Below are 17,716 nucleotides of genomic sequence, written 5' to 3'. Positions count from 1 at the left end.
TCTCCTTCGGGGGGCTGATGCCCGACTGATGAGAATGATGTACATTTTCAACTTCGCCCGCTAACGGGAACCCGTCAACCTGTAGCTCAAAGTTGCCAACCATGCTTCACATGGCCATCGCCAACGCGCGCCCCGATACGCTGCTGACATCGTTCAGCGTGCAAGGGCGGCGCGAGTCCAAGGGCATCGCCGTGCCCTTGCACGTGCATGACGAAGGCATGCTGACGCTGGTGCATGAAGGCCTGGTGGTGGTTCAGGCCGGCTCGCAGGTCTGGACGGTGATGCCGGGCAGCCTGGGCTGGATTCCCCCCGGCACGCCGCACGGCGCCCGCTGGTTCGGCGATGCCCGCGGCACGTTCCTCTACGTGCGGCCCGACGTCTGCCACCGGTTGCCGGCGCACTGCCGGTCATGGCCGTCATCCAAACTTATCGAAGCCTTGGTTGACCGGTTCAGCGGCAGCCAGCCGGGCGAAATTTCCGGCGCCTACCAGGCTCAGCTGTTTGACGTGCTGTTGCACGAACTGGACTCGCGCGCGCATACGCCGCAACTGCTGCCGATGCCCGTTGACCCGCGTCTGCAAGACCTGGCCAACACGCTGCTGGATACGCCTGACGACATGGCAGGCATCGATGAATGGGCGCAGCGGCTGAACATGTCGTCGCGCACCTTGATGCGCAGGTTTCGGCAAGAGACCGGCGTCACGCTGGGGCAGTGGCGGCAGCAGGCGCGCTTGCTGCGCGCACTTGAAATGCTGTGCCGGGGCGGCTCGGTAACGCAGGCTGCCTTGTCGGTGGGCTACGAAAGCACCAGCGCCTTCATCGGCAGTTTCCGGGCGGCTTTCGGCATGACGCCCACGCGTTATCTGGCGGGGCTGCAACCGCATTGACCGTGCGGCGGGCGCGTGGCTACGCCGCGGCCGGTTGATCCGGGTGCATCGGGCCTTGCGGGTCGTTTTCCGCATCGGGGCGGGGCGCAACGGGCGCCAGCCCCAGGCCTGCGCGCAGGCGCTGGCAGTCCGGGTTCGGCGACCCATCGGGCATCCAGATATCGAATTCCCGGCAGGGCGTGGGGCGGTCTTCGTAGATGGCGCAGTGGATGCCGGGCTTGCCCAGTTCGCCACGCAGCGAAATGCAGCGGCCGCCTCCCATTTCGGTGCCCTTCATGCAGGCACGCAGCGGGCTCATCTGCGTGACCAATTCCACCGGCACGTGGCCACCGTTTTCGCCCGCCAGCTCGCCGCAATAGAACGACACCCGAAAGTGCGAGCAACAGGCGCCGCAGTCCAGGCAAGGGTTGGCATCGGCCTTGTCACCGGCCAGGATGGCGGGCGACACGAACGTCAGAACAGCGGTCTCTAGCAGCGACATGAGAGAGGGGAGAAGTTTGGCAAGCCTGCCCAACCCCGGGATGGACGCAAAACGGGCTTGCTGTTGGTGCAAGCCCGTTTGGGATCCGGGGCGCGCGCGGACAGGGCCGGCACGGGATCAGAGCGCAAATAGTAGCTGGATTCAGACTGCGGCTGCTACGACTTTTTTCGGGGACGTTGCTGCGTTAGCATCGATACCTGACCGCAGCCTGGAGCTTTGCCTTGAACGCCAAAAACGACTTCCCCGACGGCCTTGCCCGTTGCGGCTGGGTGGATACATCCGCCGAATACATGGCCTATCACGACACCGAGTGGGGGCGCCCGCAAGGGGATGATCGCGCGCTGTTCGAACAGCTTTGCCTTGAAGGATTTCAGTCGGGCCTCAGCTGGCGCACCATCCTGAACAAGCGCGCGGCGTTTCGTCGCGCCTTTGCCGAGTTCGACCCCGCCCGCGTCGCGAAGTTTGGCGAGCAAGACATCCAGGCGTTGTTGGCCGATGCCGGCATCGTGCGCCATCGGGGCAAGATTGAAGCCGTGATCAACAACGCGGCGCGCGCGTTGGAAATGATCGATCGGGAAGGGTCCCTGGCCGCGTTCTTCTGGCGCTTTGAAGCGCCCGACGGGTCGCCATCGACGCTGGGCGCGTCAACGTCAGAGCAATCCATCGCGCTGTCCAAGGCATTAAAAAAGCTGGGCTGGAAGTTCGTCGGGCCCACCACTGTCTACGCCTTCATGCAATCGGTGGGCATGGTCAACGACCACACCCCCGACTGCCATTGCCATGCGCCCAGCGACAAGGCGCGCAAGGGGTTCCTGCGCCCGCGCTGATCAGCGCGTGGCGCGTGGATCAGCGCTTGGCGGCGTCCACCGGCGTGGCCGCCATTTCGGGCGTCAGCCCGGGCAGGCTGTAACGGCCTTCGCGATACGCCCAGCTGGGCCATAGCGCATGGGCCAGCGCTTCGGTGGCCAGTTCGGGGTTCAGGGCAACGGGCGCGTAGTCTTCAGGCGCGGTGTAGCGGTACTGCACCGGCGTTTTGTTGGGCGCCAGCACCAGCAAGTCGTTTTCCTTCAGATACCCGTACGTGTTGTCGTACTGCATGATGGCGCGGCCCGGTGTGCTGCGCGTCAGGTCGTGGCCGATCATCGGGTGTTCGGTGTCCACGCCGATCAGCGACAGCAAGGTGGGCGGCAGGTCGATCTGGCTGATCAGGCGGTCGTCGCGGCGTGCCTCGACGCCGGCGCCCAGGATCACGGCGGGAATATGGAAGTGGCGCACCGGCACCAGGCTGGCGCCGAACACGCGCGAATCGTGGTCGGCCGCCACCAGGAACACGGTGTTCTCCCAGTACGGCGATGCCTTGGCGCGTTCAAAGAAGCGGCCCAGCGCCCAGTCCGCATAGCGCACCGTGTTCTCCACGGTGGCGGGGTTGCCTTCCGTCTGGATGCGGCCGGCGGGGTATTCCCAAGGGGTGTGGTTCGATACGCTGAACGCCAGCGTGAAGGTGGGCTTGTCGCCGTCTTCGCGCAGCAGGCGGTCAAGCTGATTGAACATGTCTTCGTCCGACGCGCCCCAGGTGCCCACGAATGCGGGGTCGACGAAGTCGGCGCGGTCAACGATCTGCTTGAAGCCGTTGCCCAGGAAGAAGCCCTTCATATTGTCAAAGTGCGATTCGCCGCCGTAGATGAAGCGCGAATGGTAGCCATGGCGGCCCAGCAGGTCAGCCAGCGAGAAAAAACCGCGCTGCGAGCGGGGCAGCTTCAAGACGGCCTGGGCAGGCGTGGGCAAAAAGCCCGTCACCACGGCTTCCAGCCCGCGCACCGAGCGCGTGCCGGTGGCATAGGCGCGCGTAAACGCCCAGGCTTCGCGCGCCAGCGCATCCAGTTCCGGCGTCAGGTTGGCGCCGCCCAAGCCCGCGCTGTACTGCGCGCCCAGGCTCTCTTCAAGAATGATCACCAAGTTCAGCGGCCGAGCCGTCTTGCGCGTGGCGGGTTGGCGATGCAGGCTGGGGTAGTCGGGGTTGGCGGGCGGATTGGGCAGGCCGGCTTGCGCCAGCACCAGATCGTGCATCCGGTCATCGTCCATGCCGCCGTACACCGCCGAGGCCGACTTTTCGTTCTTCATGCTGTAGACGGCGTAGAACACGTTGTAGAGCGAATTGAGCGCCAGCGTGTTCAGCATGCCGTCCGAGCAATAGGCCACCGAAGACGGGTTGATCGGGCGATGGCCGAGCGTGCCGCGTATGGCCAGGATGACTACCGCCAGGATCACCACGCTGGCAATCGGCATCTGCCACCAGGTCAGCGCCGCGTCGGCCTGGGCGTGTCCGAACAGGGCGTACGCGCCCCAGCCGATCAGCGCCAGGGCGGCAAAGGCGCCCACCAGCACCAGCTTGTAGCCGCGCCACAGCATGCCCGAGACTTCGCGCGGGTGCTTCAGGTATTCAACGAACAGGCGGTTGGGCCGGGAGTCGTATTCCAGGATGAAGGGCGGCGAGGCCACTTCCAGAAAGGCCAGCAGCATGAAGGCCACCAGGTACCAATATCCGGCAAGCGAGGCGGCAATCGGAAAGTGGCCAAAGAAAGGCGACAGCACCGCCGGCAGCGCGGCCAGCACGGCGATCTGATGCGCGTCGATGCGCAAGCCGCCCAGCAACAAGGGGACCAGGCCACCGGCATTGCGCACGCGCTGCCACTGCCAGGCGGCCAGCGCCAAGCGGCTCAACGTCAGCAGCGCAAATGCCGCCACTACGAAAATCAGGGTTGAATGCCGCATTGGGCCTCCAGGTTGTTCTGCATCCGGCCCGGTGGGCCGAAACCAATCTTGCGGGCATTGGATCAGGGACCGCGTAGAAAATTCAGCGAATCCGCGCGCCCGACCACGCCGGTCACCGCTTCGGCTATTTCGCTTTGTAACGGCCCTTATTGTGCTTCACCTTTACCGGGCACGCCGCATGCTGCGTCAGGCAAGGCGACGACCGCCATGTCGGCCGGTACGCAGCGCCGCCGCTTGGAAAGATCCGCACACATTATGGGGCCGGCAAGCTTAACCCTTGCCCCGGGCCGCGATACCCTTGTCGGTAAATGGGGTCGGCGGTGACGGGCCGGCCATAACGCCAAGGATGAACGCCATGACGCGAACAAGAAAAATAGCGATCGGGATTGTAGGGGCTCTGGCCTTGATCGTGCTGGTATTGGCGGTGGTGATCGCCACCTTTGACTGGAATCGCGCCAAGCCCATGATCAACGAGCGCGCCAGCGCCGCCATCGGCAGGCCGTTCGCCATCAATGGCGATCTCAGCGTCAAGTGGCAGCGTGAACGGGACGAGGGCGGTTGGCGGGCCTGGGTGCCGTGGCCGCACGTGGTCGCCAACGATATTTCGATCGGCAATGCGCCTTGGGCCAAGGCCCCGAACTTCGCCACCCTCAAGCGCGGCGAGTTCAGCCTGGCGCTGTTGCCATTGCTGCGCCAGCGCGTCGTCATTCGCAGAATCCAGCTGACCGAGCCCGCCGCCGATCTGCAACGGCTGGCCGATGGCCGCGCCAACTGGGTATTCACGCTGCCTGAATCCGGCGAGCCGTCGCCGTGGGTGCTGGACATCAACGAGATCGGTTTCGACAAGGGCCGCGTTGGTTTCGTCGACGAGACGCTTAAAGCCGACCTGACGGTGCTGGTCGATCCGCTGGGCAAGCCCGTCCCGTTCGCCGACGTGGCGGGCGCCGCCGTCGCGCCACAGGACGGCCAGGCCCCGGCGCCGCGCGACTATGTCTTCGGCTGGAAGGTTGACGGCAAATACAAAGGTCTGGACACCAAAGGCGAAGGCAAGGTCGGCGGCATGTTGGCCCTGCAAGATCCCAAGCAACCCTTTCCGGTGCAGGCGGATGTCGCCGTGGGCGGCACCAAGGCGTCGATCACCGGCACCGTGACCGACCCCGCCAACCTGGGCGCACTGGACTTGCGCCTGAAGCTGGCCGGCGCATCCATGGCGCAGCTGTACCCGCTGACGGGCGTGACCTTGCCGGATACGCCGCCGTATTCCACGGATGGGCATTTGGTGGCCAAGCTGCAAAACCCGGGCGGCGCCGTGTTTGACTACAAGGACTTCAACGGCAAGGTCGGCAATAGCGACTTGCATGGCGACATCACCTTTGCCCTGGGGGCGCCGCGGCCCAAGCTGACGGGCAAGTTGTCGTCCAAGCAATTGCGCATGGTCGACCTGGGGCCGTTGATCGGGGTGCCGGCAGACGGCACCGCCGCGGCACCCGCCGACAAGACAAAGGACGCGCCAGCCAAGCCCAAGGGCGGCAAGGTGCTGCCCACGCAGGCGTTTCGCACCGACCGCTGGCGCGACATGGATGCCGACGTGTCGCTGGACGCCGGCCGCATCATCCACGACAGCAAGCTGCCCTTGTCAGACCTGTCGGTGCACGTGGTCTTGCAGGACGGCAAGCTGACGCTGGACCCCTTCAAGTTCGGCATCGCGGGGGGCAACATCAACGGCACCATCAATCTGGATGGTGCCCACGAGGCCATGGCCGGGCGCGTGGACCTGCATGCGCGCCGCCTGCGGCTCAAGCAGCTGTTCCCCGCCACCGAAGCCATGCAGAAGACGCTGGGCGAACTGAACGGAGATCTTGCCGTCAGCGGCACCGGCAATTCCGTGGCGGCGCTGCTGGGTACGTCCACCGGCGACATCAAAATGCTGGTCAACGACGGCGTCATCAGCCGCAGCCTGATGGAGATCGCCGGCCTGAATGTAGGCAACTACGTGGTGTCCAAGCTGTTTGGCGACGACGAGGTAAAGATCAATTGCGGCGCCGCCGACCTGGCCATGAAGAACGGCGTGATGACGCCGCGCGTCTTTGTTTTCGACACTGAAAACGCGCTGATCAGCATCACCGGCACGGCCGATTTCAAGAACGAAAAAATCGATATGGACGTCACGCCCGACAGCAAGGGCTTCCGCATCTTTTCGCTGCGTTCGCCCTTGTACGTGCGCGGTACGTTCGGCGACCCCGATGTGGGCGTGCACGTGGGCCCGCTGGCCGCGCGCGGCGCGGGCATGGTGGCGCTGGGCGTGTTGCTGACCCCGGCCGCCGGCCTGCTGGCCTTGATCGCGCCCAGCACCAACGACGAAAACGCGTGCGGGCCGTTGCTGGAACAGATGCGCAAGCCGCCGACCGCGCCGGCGCAGAAGGGGAAGTAGGTCGGTCAGGATGGCGGCCCTCGGTTAAAGGGCCGCCGTGCCTCCGCGCCGCCGCCGCGCCGCCACCTGCGGCATCGCTACTTCGGCGACACGCGCCGGGCACCTTCCGGTTCGGCGTCATCCGCCACGCACACGGCGTTGCGGCCGTTGTTCTTCGCGTAATAAAGCGCCTTGTCCGCCCGCCGGTAGACCGCTTCCAGCGTGGCGCCGTGTTCGGGATAGCGCGCCACGCCCACCGACACCGTCAGCGGCGACCCGATGGAATCCGGCGGCTGCCGCGAGGCGATCTGCTGCCGCAGCCGTTCGGCGGCAGCCGCCGCGGAATGCAGCGAGGCGCCCGGCATCAGCACCACGAATTCTTCGCCACCCGCGCGCGCCAGGGTGTCGCCCACCCGCGAGCCTTCGCCCATGACGGCCGCCAACGCCTGCAAGGCCCGGTCGCCCGCCGTGTGCCCATAGCGGTCATTGATGGTCTTGAAGTGGTCGATGTCGATGGCCAGCAGCGCCACGGGCGATTCGCCCGCTTGCAAGAGCGCCATGGCCTCGTCCAGGCCGCGCCGGTTCAGCAGCCCCGTCAACGTGTCGGTGGTGCTTTCACGGCGCAGGTCGCGAATCTTGTGATGGATCGACGCCAAGCCGATGATGAGCGCGCGCTTGAGCTGCGCCGCCTCGAAATACCACGACCGCACGTCGCGGATGCGGTCGGCGGAATCCGGGTCTTCCATGCGCTTGGCGATGCCCGCCAGTTCGCCCAGCGGCCGGGCAATCCAGCCCGACAGTACCCAGATCGTGATGATCGACAACAGCAGCAAGGGCAGGGTATTGCGCGCGGTGGCCATGAGCAGGTCGCTCAAGGGTTGCAGGGTGCCCGCGACCGGCCGCTGCGCGACGATGCTCCAGCCGGTGCTGGGCACGGGGGCGTAACCCGCAAGCATGTCGCGGCCTTGCTGATCGGTAAACCGCATTTCACCCGTTTCACCCCGCCGCGCCGCCGCCAATGCGTCGATGTCCGGCGCCTTGTGGCCCAGCAGGCTGCGATCCGGGTGATAGATCAGCGTGCCGTTGCGATCCATCACGTACACGAAGGAATCATCGCGATAGAAATGCTTGTCCAGCAGGCGATCCAGCGCGTTGTCCTCGTGCAGATACAGCGTGCCGGCGATGTACCCCAGGTACCGGTAATCACGCGAGAAAATCGGATGCGAATACAGAATCAGCCAGCGGTTGTTGCTGGCCTGATAGGGTTCGCTGATATTCGGCTGCTGCGTGCGGATGGCATTGCGCGACGGCTCGCTGGTCAGTTGCTGGCCCAGCAGTTGCGGATACGCCGACGATGCCGCAATGACCTTGCCCGTCGGCGAGACCACGACGGTGGAATTGAACTGCCCCATCTGCGCTTGCTGGCGCCGCGTTTCTTCGACCATCAAGCCGGGGCGCGCTTCCATGTCGGTCAGCACGTCGGCGCTATACGCCAGATAACGCCGCACGTCCGCCAGGAACAGGTCGGTGGTGACGGCAAGCTTGGACGCGTAGACGCGGTTGACCTCAAGCGCGTTGTGCAGCAGCAGGTCGCGCTGCACCAGGTAGCTGGCGTGCAATCCGCCGGCCAGCACCAAAACGACCGACAGCAGGCAGATCCAAAGGATAAGGCGCCGAAGGTCGATGCGGAACATGGTCGCGGCCGTCAGGAACGGGCGTGGCCCGGAGGCACGCCTGAAGGCGGCCGGCTGCCCGTCAGGGCGTCCCAAGCGCACATGGCTTGCCGAGCCACTGACTGCAAAGTCTTGCGGCTGGCGCCGTCGCGCGCCTGGATCGACATGCCGTGCAACACGGTCGTGTAGAACGCCGCCAGCGCTTTCACGTCGGTGCCGGCAGGCAGTTCGCCGTCGGCAACGCCGGCGGCAAGGCGGGCCTGAATCCGGGCCTGCATCTCTCGCCGGCTATCGCACAGGAATTCGCCAACGCTGGCGTGGTTGACGCTGCCGGACGGCGCGCCCAATACGATCATGCAGCCGGGCGGCGTGCCCGGCGCGGTGAAGCGTTCGGCTGCGGCCATCAGCATGGCTTGAACGCCTTCACGCGCAGTTGCGCCGTCTTGCAATGCGCGCCGCGATCCCCCGCCGGCGGTCTCACGGTATAGCTCGACGGCTTCACGAAACAGGTCTTCCTTGGAGCCGAACGCGCCATAAAGGCTGGGCGAGTTAATGCCCATCGCTTCCGTGAGTTCGGACAGCGATGCTGCTTCATATCCCTTCGACCAGAAAACTTCCATTGCCTTTTGCAAGGCCTGGGCCCGGTCAAAGCTCCGGGGGCGCCCACGTTCTGCCATGGCGGGATTTTACCTGCGACGCCTATTTTGTGTTGATCGATAAAAAATTTGTTGACGCCGCAAATATTTCGCGGCGATGATATTTGTATCGATCACTACAAATAAGGATGAAACATGGGCAACTTGAACGGAAAGGTCGCATTCGTGACAGGCGGCAGTCGTGGCATCGGCGCGGCCATCGTGCGCCGGCTGGCCGCCGAGGGCGCGCACGTCGCCTTCACCTACGTCAGCCCTTCCTCGGCTGACGCAGCCAAGGCACTGGCAACGGAATTGACCACCGACGCACGCCGGGTGCGCGCCATCCAGGCCGATGCGGAAGATGCGCTGGCCGTCAGGCAGGCCGTGGAAGAAGCGATCAAGCTGCTTGGACCGGTGGACGTGCTGGTCAACAACGCGGGCATTTTCGTCACCGGCGTCATCGGCGACACCAGCCTTGAGGAATACGAACGCACGATGAACATCAACGTGCGCGCTCCGTTCGTGGCCATCCGCACCGCGCAGGCATCCATGCCGGACGGCGGCCGCATCATCAACATCGGCAGTTGCCTGTCCCAACGCGCCGGCCGCCCCGGCGTGGCGCTGTACGCGGCCAGCAAGACCGCGCTGATCGGGCTCAGCCAAGGCCTGGCCCGCGACCTGGGCGCACGCGGCATCACCGTCAACGTCGTGCACCCCGGCCCGATCGACACCGACATGAACCCGGCGAACGGCGACCACGCGGCCGACCTCGTCGCCGTGCTGTCGCTGCCGCACTATGGCGAACCGCGCGACATCGCGGGCATGGTGGCCTTCCTGGCCGGCCCGGAAGGGCGTTACATCACGGGCGCCAGCCTGTCGGTGGACGGCGGCTACGCAGCCTGACGCAGCGGGTGTGAAAGTTTTTTCGCACCCGACTTGCACAAACAAAAAAACCTACATATAATCTTGCTTCTTCGCACTACACACATAGCGAAACGCAGTCAGCAGCAAGGCCATCAACAGATAGCCGCGCGGTTGAAAACGAATCGAAATGCGTGCATTGCAGGGCTGTTAGCTCAGTTGGTAGAGCAGCGGACTCTTAATCCGTAGGTCGAGTGTTCGAGCCACTCACAGCCCACCAGAATTTTTGGTCGTACCCGGGAAACTTGGTGCACCAGGCAAAAAAAGCCCACCGCATGCGGTGGGCTTTTTGCTTTCCGGCCTTTTGCTTTGCGCGATTCCGACGGGACAGGGATACCTACCCCCGGCCCGTCATTGCATTGCACGCCTCACCCGAACTCCAACTGATAAAAACTCTGGCTCGCGATCAGCGTCGCGCCGCAGGACGTGCGCATGCCTTCCAGCGCGGTCATGCGGTCGGAGCTGACGTTGTGCACGCCTTCGACGATGGTGTGCGTGTCGCCACATTTGGGGCAGGTGACGCGGTCGCCGACGCGGGCCATGGGCTGGCCGAAGATGATGACGGTTTCATCGCCGGTCACGACGACGCCGCCGTGCGACGTCTTGTCGCCTTTGCGGATGACGGGGCGTTGGGACATGGCGCGAGATATCTGTTTACAGATACGTGCCGTCCGGCGCGCGCCGGGCAGGGCCGACCACGAACGTGCCGTCGGGCGCCATGCGCACGGGGCCGCCGCCGCCTTTGTAGCTGCCGTCCGGCGCGCGTTGCGGGGTGCCTGCCACGTACGTGCCGTCGGGGGCGCGGGTGATGGGGCCTTCGCCGCCGACATAGGTGCCGTCGGGCGCTCGGCGCGGGGTGCCGGCAATGAAGTGCCCGTCGGGCAACATGCGGATGGATTTCGTCGTCATGGACGCTCCTTGGGTAGGAGCCGAAATCATAACGATGCATCGTGATGCGCCTTGTAATAGGACGTGTCATCTTTGAACGTTATGCGTAAGCGAATGTGGGATCATTTCCGCCAATCCCGCCGCTGGCAGCGTTGTCTTCGCCTTTGGGCCCTGACGCCGCCAGCCCCGCTACCGCCTTCCAGAACTATGACCGACATCAACGCCTTGTTGCTTCCAATACCCGGCGATGCGCCCTGCGGCGTGGACCTGGTGTTCTCGCCCGAATTCGACGCCATACGCGAAGCGCGTCGGCACGATGATCCGCAGCTGGACCAAGGCGACTGGATCATTGATTTGAAAGAGGCCGACTGGCCGGAAGTGGCGCGCATCTGTTCCGAGGCGCTGCGCAACCGTAGCAAGGACATACGCATTGCGTCGTGGCTGGCGGAAGCGTGGGCCAAGACGCGCGGCTTTGCGGGCTTGCGCGACGGTTATCTGTTGATCGACGGCCTGTGTCAGAACTATTGGGATGGCCTGCACCCCGTGCCCGAGGATGGCGACGTGCAGCAACGCGTGGGCAACCTGGCGTGGCTGCTGTCGCGGTCGCAGCAACTGATTGGTGAGATTCCGCTGACGCAGGCGGACGGCGCGCGTTATGGCGCGGTGCTCTGGGAGGCCGCCAGCCAGTTGGCTAACGCCGTCAAGCGCACGCCGGACAACGCCAACGAGCTGACCCGGGGCAAGCTCACGCTAGACCGCTTTGATGCGGCGCGGCGGGATACGCCGCCGTCGTTCTATTCTGAATTGGACGGCCAGCTGGAAGGTTGCGCGCAGGCGTTGGCGCAGCTGGAACGCACGCTGGACGAGCGCCTGGGCGACGAAAGCCCGGCGTTTTCGAGGGTGCGCGAGGCGCTGCGCAACGTGACCGAATTGGTCCACCGCTTTGCGCGCGACGCTGGTTTGCTGGTGCGCGCCGATATGGCGCCGACCTTGCCACAGCCGCCCTTGGCGCCCGCCGTTCCCACCCGTGTGGAGCCGACCTTGCCCGCCGACGATTCCTTCCCTGCCGCCGGTGCGCCGGTCGGCATCCCCGCGACGCCCGCCGTGCGTGGTCCGATCCAGACGCGCGAGCAGGCGTTGGCGCAGCTGCGCGAGGTGGCTGATTTCTTCCGCCGCACCGAGCCGCACAGCCCGGTAGCCTATCTGGCCGACAAAGCGGCCAGCTGGGGCGAGATGTCGCTGCACCTGTGGCTGCGCACGGTGGTCAAGAACGACGAGACCCTGTCGGGCCTGGAAGAACTGCTGGGCATCAAGAAGGCCGGCGAGAACGGCTGATGTGTGGCGGCCGAGGTCTGGCCGCCGATGTCAGGCAACAGACGTCGGGCAACAGACTTCAGGCAACAGACGTCGGGCAACAGGCGTCGGGCAACAGGCGTCGGGCCAACCGCCAGCCTTATCGCGCCGCGCGGAATTCGATGCGTCGGTTCTTGGCCCGCCCCTCGGCCGTGGCGTTGGTCGCGACCGGTTGATCCGGGCCCGCGCCCATCGCCTCGAAGCGCGACACCGGCAAGCCCTTGTCCACCAGATAATCCCGCACCGCATCCGCGCGCGCCTGGCTCAGCGCCAGGTTGGTGCTGCGGCTGCCTGAACTGTCGGTGTGGCCGATGATCTGGATCTTGTCGGCGCGCAGCTTGGGCACCGCATCCGCCACGCGGTCCAGCAACTCGCGGCCGCGTGCCGTCAACCGCGTGCTGCCCGTTTCGAATTCCACGACGCGGTTGCTCAGCAGGTTGTCCAGCACATCCTGTTCGTCCTTGCCAGCCGATACGCGCAGGCCGTTGACGATCTTGTACGTGGGGTTCAGCGACGTGGCGAAGGTGCTGGCGATCTGTTGCCGCGACGCTTCGTTGTCGACCTCGCCGCGCAAGCGGATCTGCGTGCCGTCGATCTCCAGCTGACCCCGGTTGATCTGCTTGAGCGGGGTGTCCAGCAGCTTGCTGACGTGTTGCGACCAGTTCGCCGGCGCGACCACGCCGCCCACGTCGATGCGATCAATCACGTTCCCCACGCCATAGACCTTCTGCAAACGCGCCAGCACGTCGGCCTTGGTGGCCTCGTCGGGCACCGCGCCGCTGGCCACCACCTGGCCGGGTTGGGGGATGACGTTGGCCGGCACCACCGTTGCGGCATCCTGGGCATGGGCCGCGCACGACAGCGTGGCGGCCAGGGCAAGAATAAGCGTGCGCATGCGCTAGGCTCCGATGAAAACTTCGCGGAACGTTTCCAGCGCCTGGCGCAAGGAAAGCCGCGGTTGATCCAGATAGCTCGACAGCTTGGCCAGCCCGTGGCTGGCGCTGACATGGTCGCGCACCCACGGCGCGCCCTCCAGCACGATGTAGTGCTGCGACAAGGTCTGCGGCGTGGACAACAGGCTGGCCAGCGTCTGCGGCGATGCGCCCCGAAAGCCCACCACCAGCCGATGCTTGCCCGCCACCCTGCCGATGAACATGGCGATTTCAAAGTCGGCGCGCGTCAGGAAGGGCGCGATCAGCGTCATCCAATACGTGGCCACCAGGTTGATGTAGAGCGGGTCGTCCGGCAGCGGCAACGCCAGCCCCGTGTCCAGCTGCGACGAGCCGCTGGACATCACGGGTGCAAGCAGGATGCCCAGCGCCAGCACGATGTCGTGCATGCTGGCCGCGTGGCCGTTGTTGCGCAGCATGGCCTCTACGCGCTCGATCGTTTGCAGGTCGATGAACGCATCGAAGCCGTCGTCGGCCGCCGTGCGGATCTCGCCTTCCAGGTCGTTCAGCGTTTGCAGCGCGAGGGCGGGGTCGCCGTCCTGCATCAGCTGCGCGGCGGCCGCGCCCATGCGGTTCCACATGCGGCTGAACGCCAGCGGGCTGCGCGCGATGAAATCCAGCGGACGCGCTACCTCTACCGACGTCGCGCTGATGAACGGAAAGCGCCGCCCTGACTGGTCGCGGCTGGGTTGCAGGTGGCCGGCAATGGCCAGCTTGCCGCGCGAGCCCAAGACCGCGAAGGGCACGGGCTGCGCCTCGTCGTACAGCGTCTTCCAGTGCGGGTCTTGCGCCAGGATCTCCATGGTGTTCGCCACCCACGCATCCAGCGTCGACATCAGCTGGGGGTGCGAGGTGTTCTTCACGAAATCACCGCGAGACGGGATTTTGCCGAAGTAGGCCGTACGGAACATGGGGGACTGCGGATGGCTCATTGCTGCGCTCCGGCAGGCGTCGGGGCGACGGGAGGTTGAGAGGACGCGCCCACCACCGAGGCGGGAAGGCGCAGGTTGCGCAGCCCTTGGCTGCCGGGTTCGGTGCCGCCCGCGCTGGCGGCTTGCGCGTTGCTGATGATGCGCAGCTTGACCGGCACGGTGATGTTCGACTTGGTCCAGCTCATGTCGAAGCTGCCGTCGGGGTTGGGCTTGCGCTGCGACCCGGAGATCAGGCGTTCCAGGCCAAAGCGGCCGGGCTCGTTGATGACCTCGACCACGGTGCCGTCAAACGCGGTGGCCGTGATGCGCGCGCCCGGTGCGCCCTGCGCATTGGGCCACACGAAGTTGACCCACTGCGGCGGCGTGTTGCGATAGCGCAGTTGCTGGCCGTCGATCTCGATGGTGTATTCCGTGACGCCGCCCGCCGGCTTGGGTTGGATCTGGAACAGCGTCTGCGGCTGCGACGCCGCGCCCGAGCCTGCCGCCCCGCCCGCCAGCGGGGCCACCCACTGTGCAAAGTTGGCAGTGAACGAGGGCTGCAAATCTATGCCCATGTCGCCCCAGGTACGCGCCGTGAGGATGTCGCCGCGCCGCACGGTCAGCGGCCCCAGCGTGTCGTTCACGTACTTGGCGATGCTGCCTTGCGGGCCGAACACCTGGCCGATTTCTTCGCCGCTGGCCTCGATGCCGGCCTTGGTCGAGAACGGATACTTGTCGGCCAGGCCCTGGCTGAAGGGCTGATAGACCTGCGCGTTCCACACCTTGTTCAGCTCGGTCTGGGCCGGTTGCATGGCCACGGCATAGCCCTGGATCAGCGGGCGTACCAGCAGCGGGCGCAGCGTCTCGCGTTGCGCGGGCGTCAGGCCGGCCAGCATCTGTTCATCAACCAGCTTCAGCGCATCGGCAAGCTCCGAGTCCTTGCCTTCCAGCGTCTGGCGCATCAGCAGCAAGGCGCCGGGACCCGGGTCGCCCTGGTTGTTGATCAGGTTAAAGCGCGTGCGGATCTTCGACAGCGCCGTCATGTAGTTGCCCATCAGCGACTGGTTGTCGCGCGTGACCACCAATCGGGCCACGTCCGAGAACTCGCGGCCCACCGGCCCCATCGGAATCTGTTCGCCGTTGGCCGCCGTCTGCGCGGGCTTGGGCTGGCCCTGGCGCAGGATCACGCGCTTGAACCACGCCACCACACCCGTCTGCGCCTGCGAAATGCCGGTGTTGATCAGCGACGGGTTGTCCCACGACGTTTGCTCGTAGGTGGTGTTGATCAGTTTGACCAGCGGCGAATTCTGCGGATCGCCCAGGCGGTTCATGCCGTGCACCGCTTGCTCAAAACTGTTGAACGGTTTGATCGTGACCCCGCGCAGCATCTTCTGCCATTCCTGCGCGTACTCGGTCTTGTACATCGTGGCCAGGCTTTTCTGGATTTGTTCCGGGCTGCCTTCCAGCGTGAGATCGTCGCGCGCGTTCACGCCCAGCACCCAGTCGCTGGTCTGCACTTCGCGCCGCGCGGCCTCGCCGATGGCGGGCTCGATGTATTGCTCCCAGGCTTCGCGGGTGAAGGTGCCGGGCACGGCGTAGCTGCCCGCCACCACGGCGGCGTCGGCTTCGCCCATGATGCGCGCCACGGTCATTGCCGGGAAGCGCGTGGCGGCACGCGCCTTCAGCGTGGAATAGGCGCGTTCGCGCGCCGGCATGCCCTGCATCACGCTGCGCAGATTGCCGCGCGTGCGTTCCACCAACGCCAGATTGGTCTCGATCTGCGGCCAATCGGCATCGGCGGCGCGCGCCACGTAAAACGAAATCAGCCGCTCCGCGCTGCGGATCAACTGGTCGCGCGGCATGGCGCCGCGATTGGTTTCCAGCCAGCCGCGCCAAAAGCGCGTGATCTGATCCGACAGGTGGGTCGGGTCCACGTGCTCGCGGTTGGCCATCATCAGGTACGTCTTGAGCGCGTTGTACGCGTCGTCCACGTTGGTGGGCGAGGCGTCCTGGAACAAGGTGTCGCCGGCATTGGCGCGCGCCGGCTGTCCCTGTGCCTGGGCAGACGCCTGGGTGGACACCGGCGTGGCCGTCGCGCCGGATGCCGCGGCCTTCGACGTATCCACTCGGCCCAGATACTCTTCCAGGCTGGCCTTCACCGGCACCAGCATGAACTGGCGCAGGCCGTTGTAGTACTCGGCCAGCAGGCGTTCGCGCAGCACATCGCCCTGGTACAGCCCCAGGCCCAACGACAGGGGGCGGCTGGACGAATAGCGGTCCAGCTGTTCGATGCGGTCTTGCAGGATCTCCATCGCTTCCAGACGGCTTTGCAGATCGGTGCGTTCGCTTTGCAGGCGCACCACCTTGTCCAGATCCGCCTGCACGTTGGTGGCCAACTGGCGGTTGCCCAGGTACGACCAGCTCCAGCCGCCCAGCACCAGGCCCAGCGCCAGCACCAGGCCGAAGAAGGTCAGGTAACGCATGCGGACTTTGTTCGGGCTGGCGTGTTGGCGCACCAGCTTCTTGTCGGCAAAGATCACGTTGGAAAACAGGTCGCGCAGGAACAGGCCGTTGTGCGATGCCGTGTTGGGCGCCGCGCCGCGCGTGGATGGGCGCAGGCTGAAGCGCTCGGCCAGCTTTTCCGTGGAGGTGCTGCGCGAGGCGCCTTCCTGCAGGGCGCTGGTGAAGTAAAAGCCGCGAAACACCGGCTTGTACTGGAACGGATTGGTCTCGAACAAGGTCGACAGAAACGTGCGCAGCGCGGGTTTGATCGCCGCGAATTCCGGCGGAAAAGTCAGCAGGCCCGGGGGCAGGGCGCCGCTGCGTCGCAGCGAAATCTGCGCCGTGCCCATTTCCTTCAGGCCTTCATACAGCTCGTCAAAACGCTCGTCGAATTGCGTCAGCACGTCGCGGCTTTCGTCCGCGCCATACGGCAGCGTGGCGCCCCACACGCGGTCGCGCTCGCGCGGGTCGGCATCCGCAAAAAACTCCGAGAAGCCAGCGATCAGATCCGCCTTCGTGAAAATCACATACACCGGCGCAAACACCTCCAGCCGGTCGGTCAGTTCCTGCACGCGCTGGCGCAGGTTCTTGGCCAGGTTGATGGCAAATTCCGGGCCGGAATCTGTCAGCTCGCTGATGCTGGCCGCCACGATGATGCCGTTGATCGGCGCCTTCGGGCGATGGCGCTTGAGCAGGTCCAGAAAACTCATCCATTCGTTGCGGTCTTCTTCGTGCACCGAATAGCGGCCCGCCGTGTCCAGCAGGATGCCTTCCGTGGTGAAGAACCAATCGCAGTTGCGCGTGCCGCCCACGCCGCGCACGGCCGCGCCGTTCTTGTCCGCAAACGGAAATTGCAGGCCCGAGTTGATGACCGCGCTGCTCTTGCCGGCCGCCGGGTTGCCGATGACGATGTACCAGGGCAGTTCGTACAGGGCTTCGTTACCCGACGTCTGGCCGATCTTTGACGTCTTGATCGTGCGCACCGCCTGCGTCAGCCGTTGGCGCAAGGCATCGATGTCGTTGCGGTTGGCGGCGGGGCTGGACACGGCGCCCGTTTGCACCTGTTGCTCCAGCATGTCGCCCAGCTGCTGGTTGGCGCGCCGCGTGCGGCGGCGCCGCCACAGCTGCACGCACAGCCACAGCAACAGCAATACGCCCAGCGCCGTGCCGGCCCATATCAACCCGATCTGCATGGTGTCCGCGAACAGGAACAGGAAGACGATCAGCGCGATCAACCCGATCACCATGAAGGTGCGCGGGTTGGCGAACACGCGCGCGCCCCAGTAGCGAATATCGCTCATGGAACTGGAAAGAGAAGATAGGAATCCTGAGG

The 17,716-nt window shown here is 65.4% G+C and carries 14 protein-coding genes and 1 tRNA gene; 6 read left to right on the top strand and 9 right to left on the bottom strand.

Going from position 1 to position 17,716, the window contains the following annotated elements; all coding sequences use genetic code 11:
- Positions 1–101 precede the first annotated feature (101 nt).
- Complete coding sequence (locus AC0Z35_RS18360; protein WP_082134428.1) at positions 102–887, top strand: helix-turn-helix domain-containing protein; 786 nt, start codon at positions 102–104, stop codon at positions 885–887.
- Between the two features lie 19 nt (positions 888–906).
- Here the strand turns inward: AC0Z35_RS18360 and AC0Z35_RS18355 are convergent, their stop codons facing one another.
- Positions 907–1,368, bottom strand: coding sequence for a YkgJ family cysteine cluster protein (locus AC0Z35_RS18355; RefSeq protein WP_046804230.1), 462 nt, complete (start codon positions 1,366–1,368; stop codon positions 907–909).
- 221 nt (positions 1,369–1,589) lie between these two features.
- On the opposite strand from AC0Z35_RS18355, the gene AC0Z35_RS18350 reads away from it, so the two are divergent.
- Positions 1,590–2,195, top strand: coding sequence for a DNA-3-methyladenine glycosylase I (locus AC0Z35_RS18350; protein ID WP_319305541.1), 606 nt, complete (start codon positions 1,590–1,592; stop codon positions 2,193–2,195).
- 19 nt (positions 2,196–2,214) lie between these two features.
- Here the strand turns inward: AC0Z35_RS18350 and AC0Z35_RS18345 are convergent, their stop codons facing one another.
- Entirely contained in the window at positions 2,215–4,140 is a 1,926-nt protein-coding gene (locus AC0Z35_RS18345; RefSeq protein WP_485132159.1) for an LTA synthase family protein, read from the bottom strand.
- A 355-nt stretch (positions 4,141–4,495) separates the two neighbouring features.
- Here AC0Z35_RS18345 and AC0Z35_RS18340 point away from each other — a divergent pair, with 355 nt between their 5' ends.
- The gene (locus AC0Z35_RS18340) at positions 4,496–6,571 is read left to right on the top strand and encodes an AsmA family protein (protein ID WP_485132160.1); all 2,076 of its coding nucleotides are present in this window, start codon (positions 4,496–4,498) and stop codon (positions 6,569–6,571) included.
- Between the two features lie 77 nt (positions 6,572–6,648).
- Here AC0Z35_RS18340 and AC0Z35_RS18335 read toward each other — a convergent pair whose 3' ends face one another.
- Together AC0Z35_RS18335 and AC0Z35_RS18330 are read right to left on the bottom strand one after the other, a co-directional pair.
- Entirely contained in the window at positions 6,649–8,244 is a 1,596-nt protein-coding gene (locus AC0Z35_RS18335) for a sensor domain-containing diguanylate cyclase (RefSeq protein ID WP_219991708.1), read from the bottom strand.
- An 11-nt stretch (positions 8,245–8,255) separates the two neighbouring features.
- The gene (locus tag AC0Z35_RS18330; protein WP_046804226.1) at positions 8,256–8,900 is read right to left on the bottom strand and encodes a TetR/AcrR family transcriptional regulator; all 645 of its coding nucleotides are present in this window, start codon (positions 8,898–8,900) and stop codon (positions 8,256–8,258) included.
- 114 nt (positions 8,901–9,014) lie between these two features.
- On the opposite strand from AC0Z35_RS18330, the gene AC0Z35_RS18325 reads away from it, so the two are divergent.
- Both AC0Z35_RS18325 and AC0Z35_RS18320 read left to right on the top strand, forming a co-directional pair.
- The gene (locus tag AC0Z35_RS18325; protein WP_485132161.1) at positions 9,015–9,761 is read left to right on the top strand and encodes an SDR family NAD(P)-dependent oxidoreductase; all 747 of its coding nucleotides are present in this window, start codon (positions 9,015–9,017) and stop codon (positions 9,759–9,761) included.
- Positions 9,762–9,923: 162 nt separating this feature from the next.
- A tRNA-Lys gene (locus tag AC0Z35_RS18320) sits at positions 9,924–9,999 on the top strand.
- Positions 10,000–10,147: 148 nt separating this feature from the next.
- Here the strand turns inward: AC0Z35_RS18320 and AC0Z35_RS18315 are convergent.
- A complete protein-coding gene (locus AC0Z35_RS18315) occupies positions 10,148–10,417 on the bottom strand; it encodes a PAAR domain-containing protein (protein ID WP_046804224.1) in 270 nt (89 codons plus the stop codon).
- A gap of 16 nt (positions 10,418–10,433) precedes the next feature.
- The gene (locus AC0Z35_RS18310; protein ID WP_104143413.1) at positions 10,434–10,688 is read right to left on the bottom strand and encodes a hypothetical protein; all 255 of its coding nucleotides are present in this window, start codon (positions 10,686–10,688) and stop codon (positions 10,434–10,436) included.
- 186 nt (positions 10,689–10,874) lie between these two features.
- Here AC0Z35_RS18310 and tssA point away from each other — a divergent pair, with 186 nt between their 5' ends.
- Positions 10,875–12,002, top strand: coding sequence for a type VI secretion system protein TssA (gene tssA / locus AC0Z35_RS18305; protein WP_219991710.1), 1,128 nt, complete (start codon positions 10,875–10,877; stop codon positions 12,000–12,002).
- Positions 12,003–12,120: 118 nt separating this feature from the next.
- Here the strand turns inward: tssA and AC0Z35_RS18300 are convergent, their stop codons facing one another.
- The 3 genes from AC0Z35_RS18300 to tssM are packed head-to-tail and all read right to left on the bottom strand — an operon-like array spanning position 12,121 to position 17,684.
- Entirely contained in the window at positions 12,121–12,915 is a 795-nt protein-coding gene (locus AC0Z35_RS18300; RefSeq protein WP_046804221.1) for an OmpA family protein, read from the bottom strand.
- Between the two features lie 3 nt (positions 12,916–12,918).
- On the bottom strand, positions 12,919–13,902 hold the full coding sequence (gene tagF, locus AC0Z35_RS18295) for a type VI secretion system-associated protein TagF (protein WP_485132162.1): 984 nt from the start codon (positions 13,900–13,902) through the stop codon (positions 12,919–12,921).
- Entirely contained in the window at positions 13,899–17,684 is a 3,786-nt protein-coding gene (tssM, locus tag AC0Z35_RS18290) for a type VI secretion system membrane subunit TssM (RefSeq protein WP_485132163.1), read from the bottom strand. Before tssM ends, tagF begins: the two co-directional genes overlap by 4 nt.
- Positions 17,685–17,716: the final 32 nt, after the last annotated feature.

Source organism: Achromobacter sp. 1L-A-4-B-C2, from assembly GCF_057291955.1.
This window is presented reverse-complemented; position numbering and strand designations above follow the sequence as displayed.

Bases quoted from the DNA above. Each gene is read 5' to 3' on its own strand.
- AC0Z35_RS18355 (WP_046804230.1), bottom strand. From the start codon at position 1,368: ATGTCGCTGCTAGAGACCGCTGTTCTGACGTTCGTGTCGCCCGCCATC.
- tssM (WP_485132163.1), bottom strand. From the start codon at position 17,684: ATGAGCGATATTCGCTACTGGGGCGCGCGCGTGTTCGCCAACCCGCGC.
- AC0Z35_RS18335 (WP_219991708.1), bottom strand. From the start codon at position 8,244: ATGTTCCGCATCGACCTTCGGCGCCTTATCCTTTGGATCTGCCTGCTG.
- AC0Z35_RS18300 (WP_046804221.1), bottom strand. From the start codon at position 12,915: ATGCGCACGCTTATTCTTGCCCTGGCCGCCACGCTGTCGTGCGCGGCC.
- AC0Z35_RS18310 (WP_104143413.1), bottom strand. From the start codon at position 10,688: ATGACGACGAAATCCATCCGCATGTTGCCCGACGGGCACTTCATTGCC.
- tssA (WP_219991710.1), top strand. From the start codon at position 10,875: ATGACCGACATCAACGCCTTGTTGCTTCCAATACCCGGCGATGCGCCC.
- AC0Z35_RS18325 (WP_485132161.1), top strand. From the start codon at position 9,015: ATGGGCAACTTGAACGGAAAGGTCGCATTCGTGACAGGCGGCAGTCGT.
- AC0Z35_RS18330 (WP_046804226.1), bottom strand. From the start codon at position 8,900: ATGGCAGAACGTGGGCGCCCCCGGAGCTTTGACCGGGCCCAGGCCTTG.
- AC0Z35_RS18315 (WP_046804224.1), bottom strand. From the start codon at position 10,417: ATGTCCCAACGCCCCGTCATCCGCAAAGGCGACAAGACGTCGCACGGC.
- AC0Z35_RS18360 (WP_082134428.1), top strand. From the start codon at position 102: ATGCTTCACATGGCCATCGCCAACGCGCGCCCCGATACGCTGCTGACA.
- AC0Z35_RS18345 (WP_485132159.1), bottom strand. From the start codon at position 4,140: ATGCGGCATTCAACCCTGATTTTCGTAGTGGCGGCATTTGCGCTGCTG.
- AC0Z35_RS18340 (WP_485132160.1), top strand. From the start codon at position 4,496: ATGACGCGAACAAGAAAAATAGCGATCGGGATTGTAGGGGCTCTGGCC.
- tagF (WP_485132162.1), bottom strand. From the start codon at position 13,902: ATGAGCCATCCGCAGTCCCCCATGTTCCGTACGGCCTACTTCGGCAAA.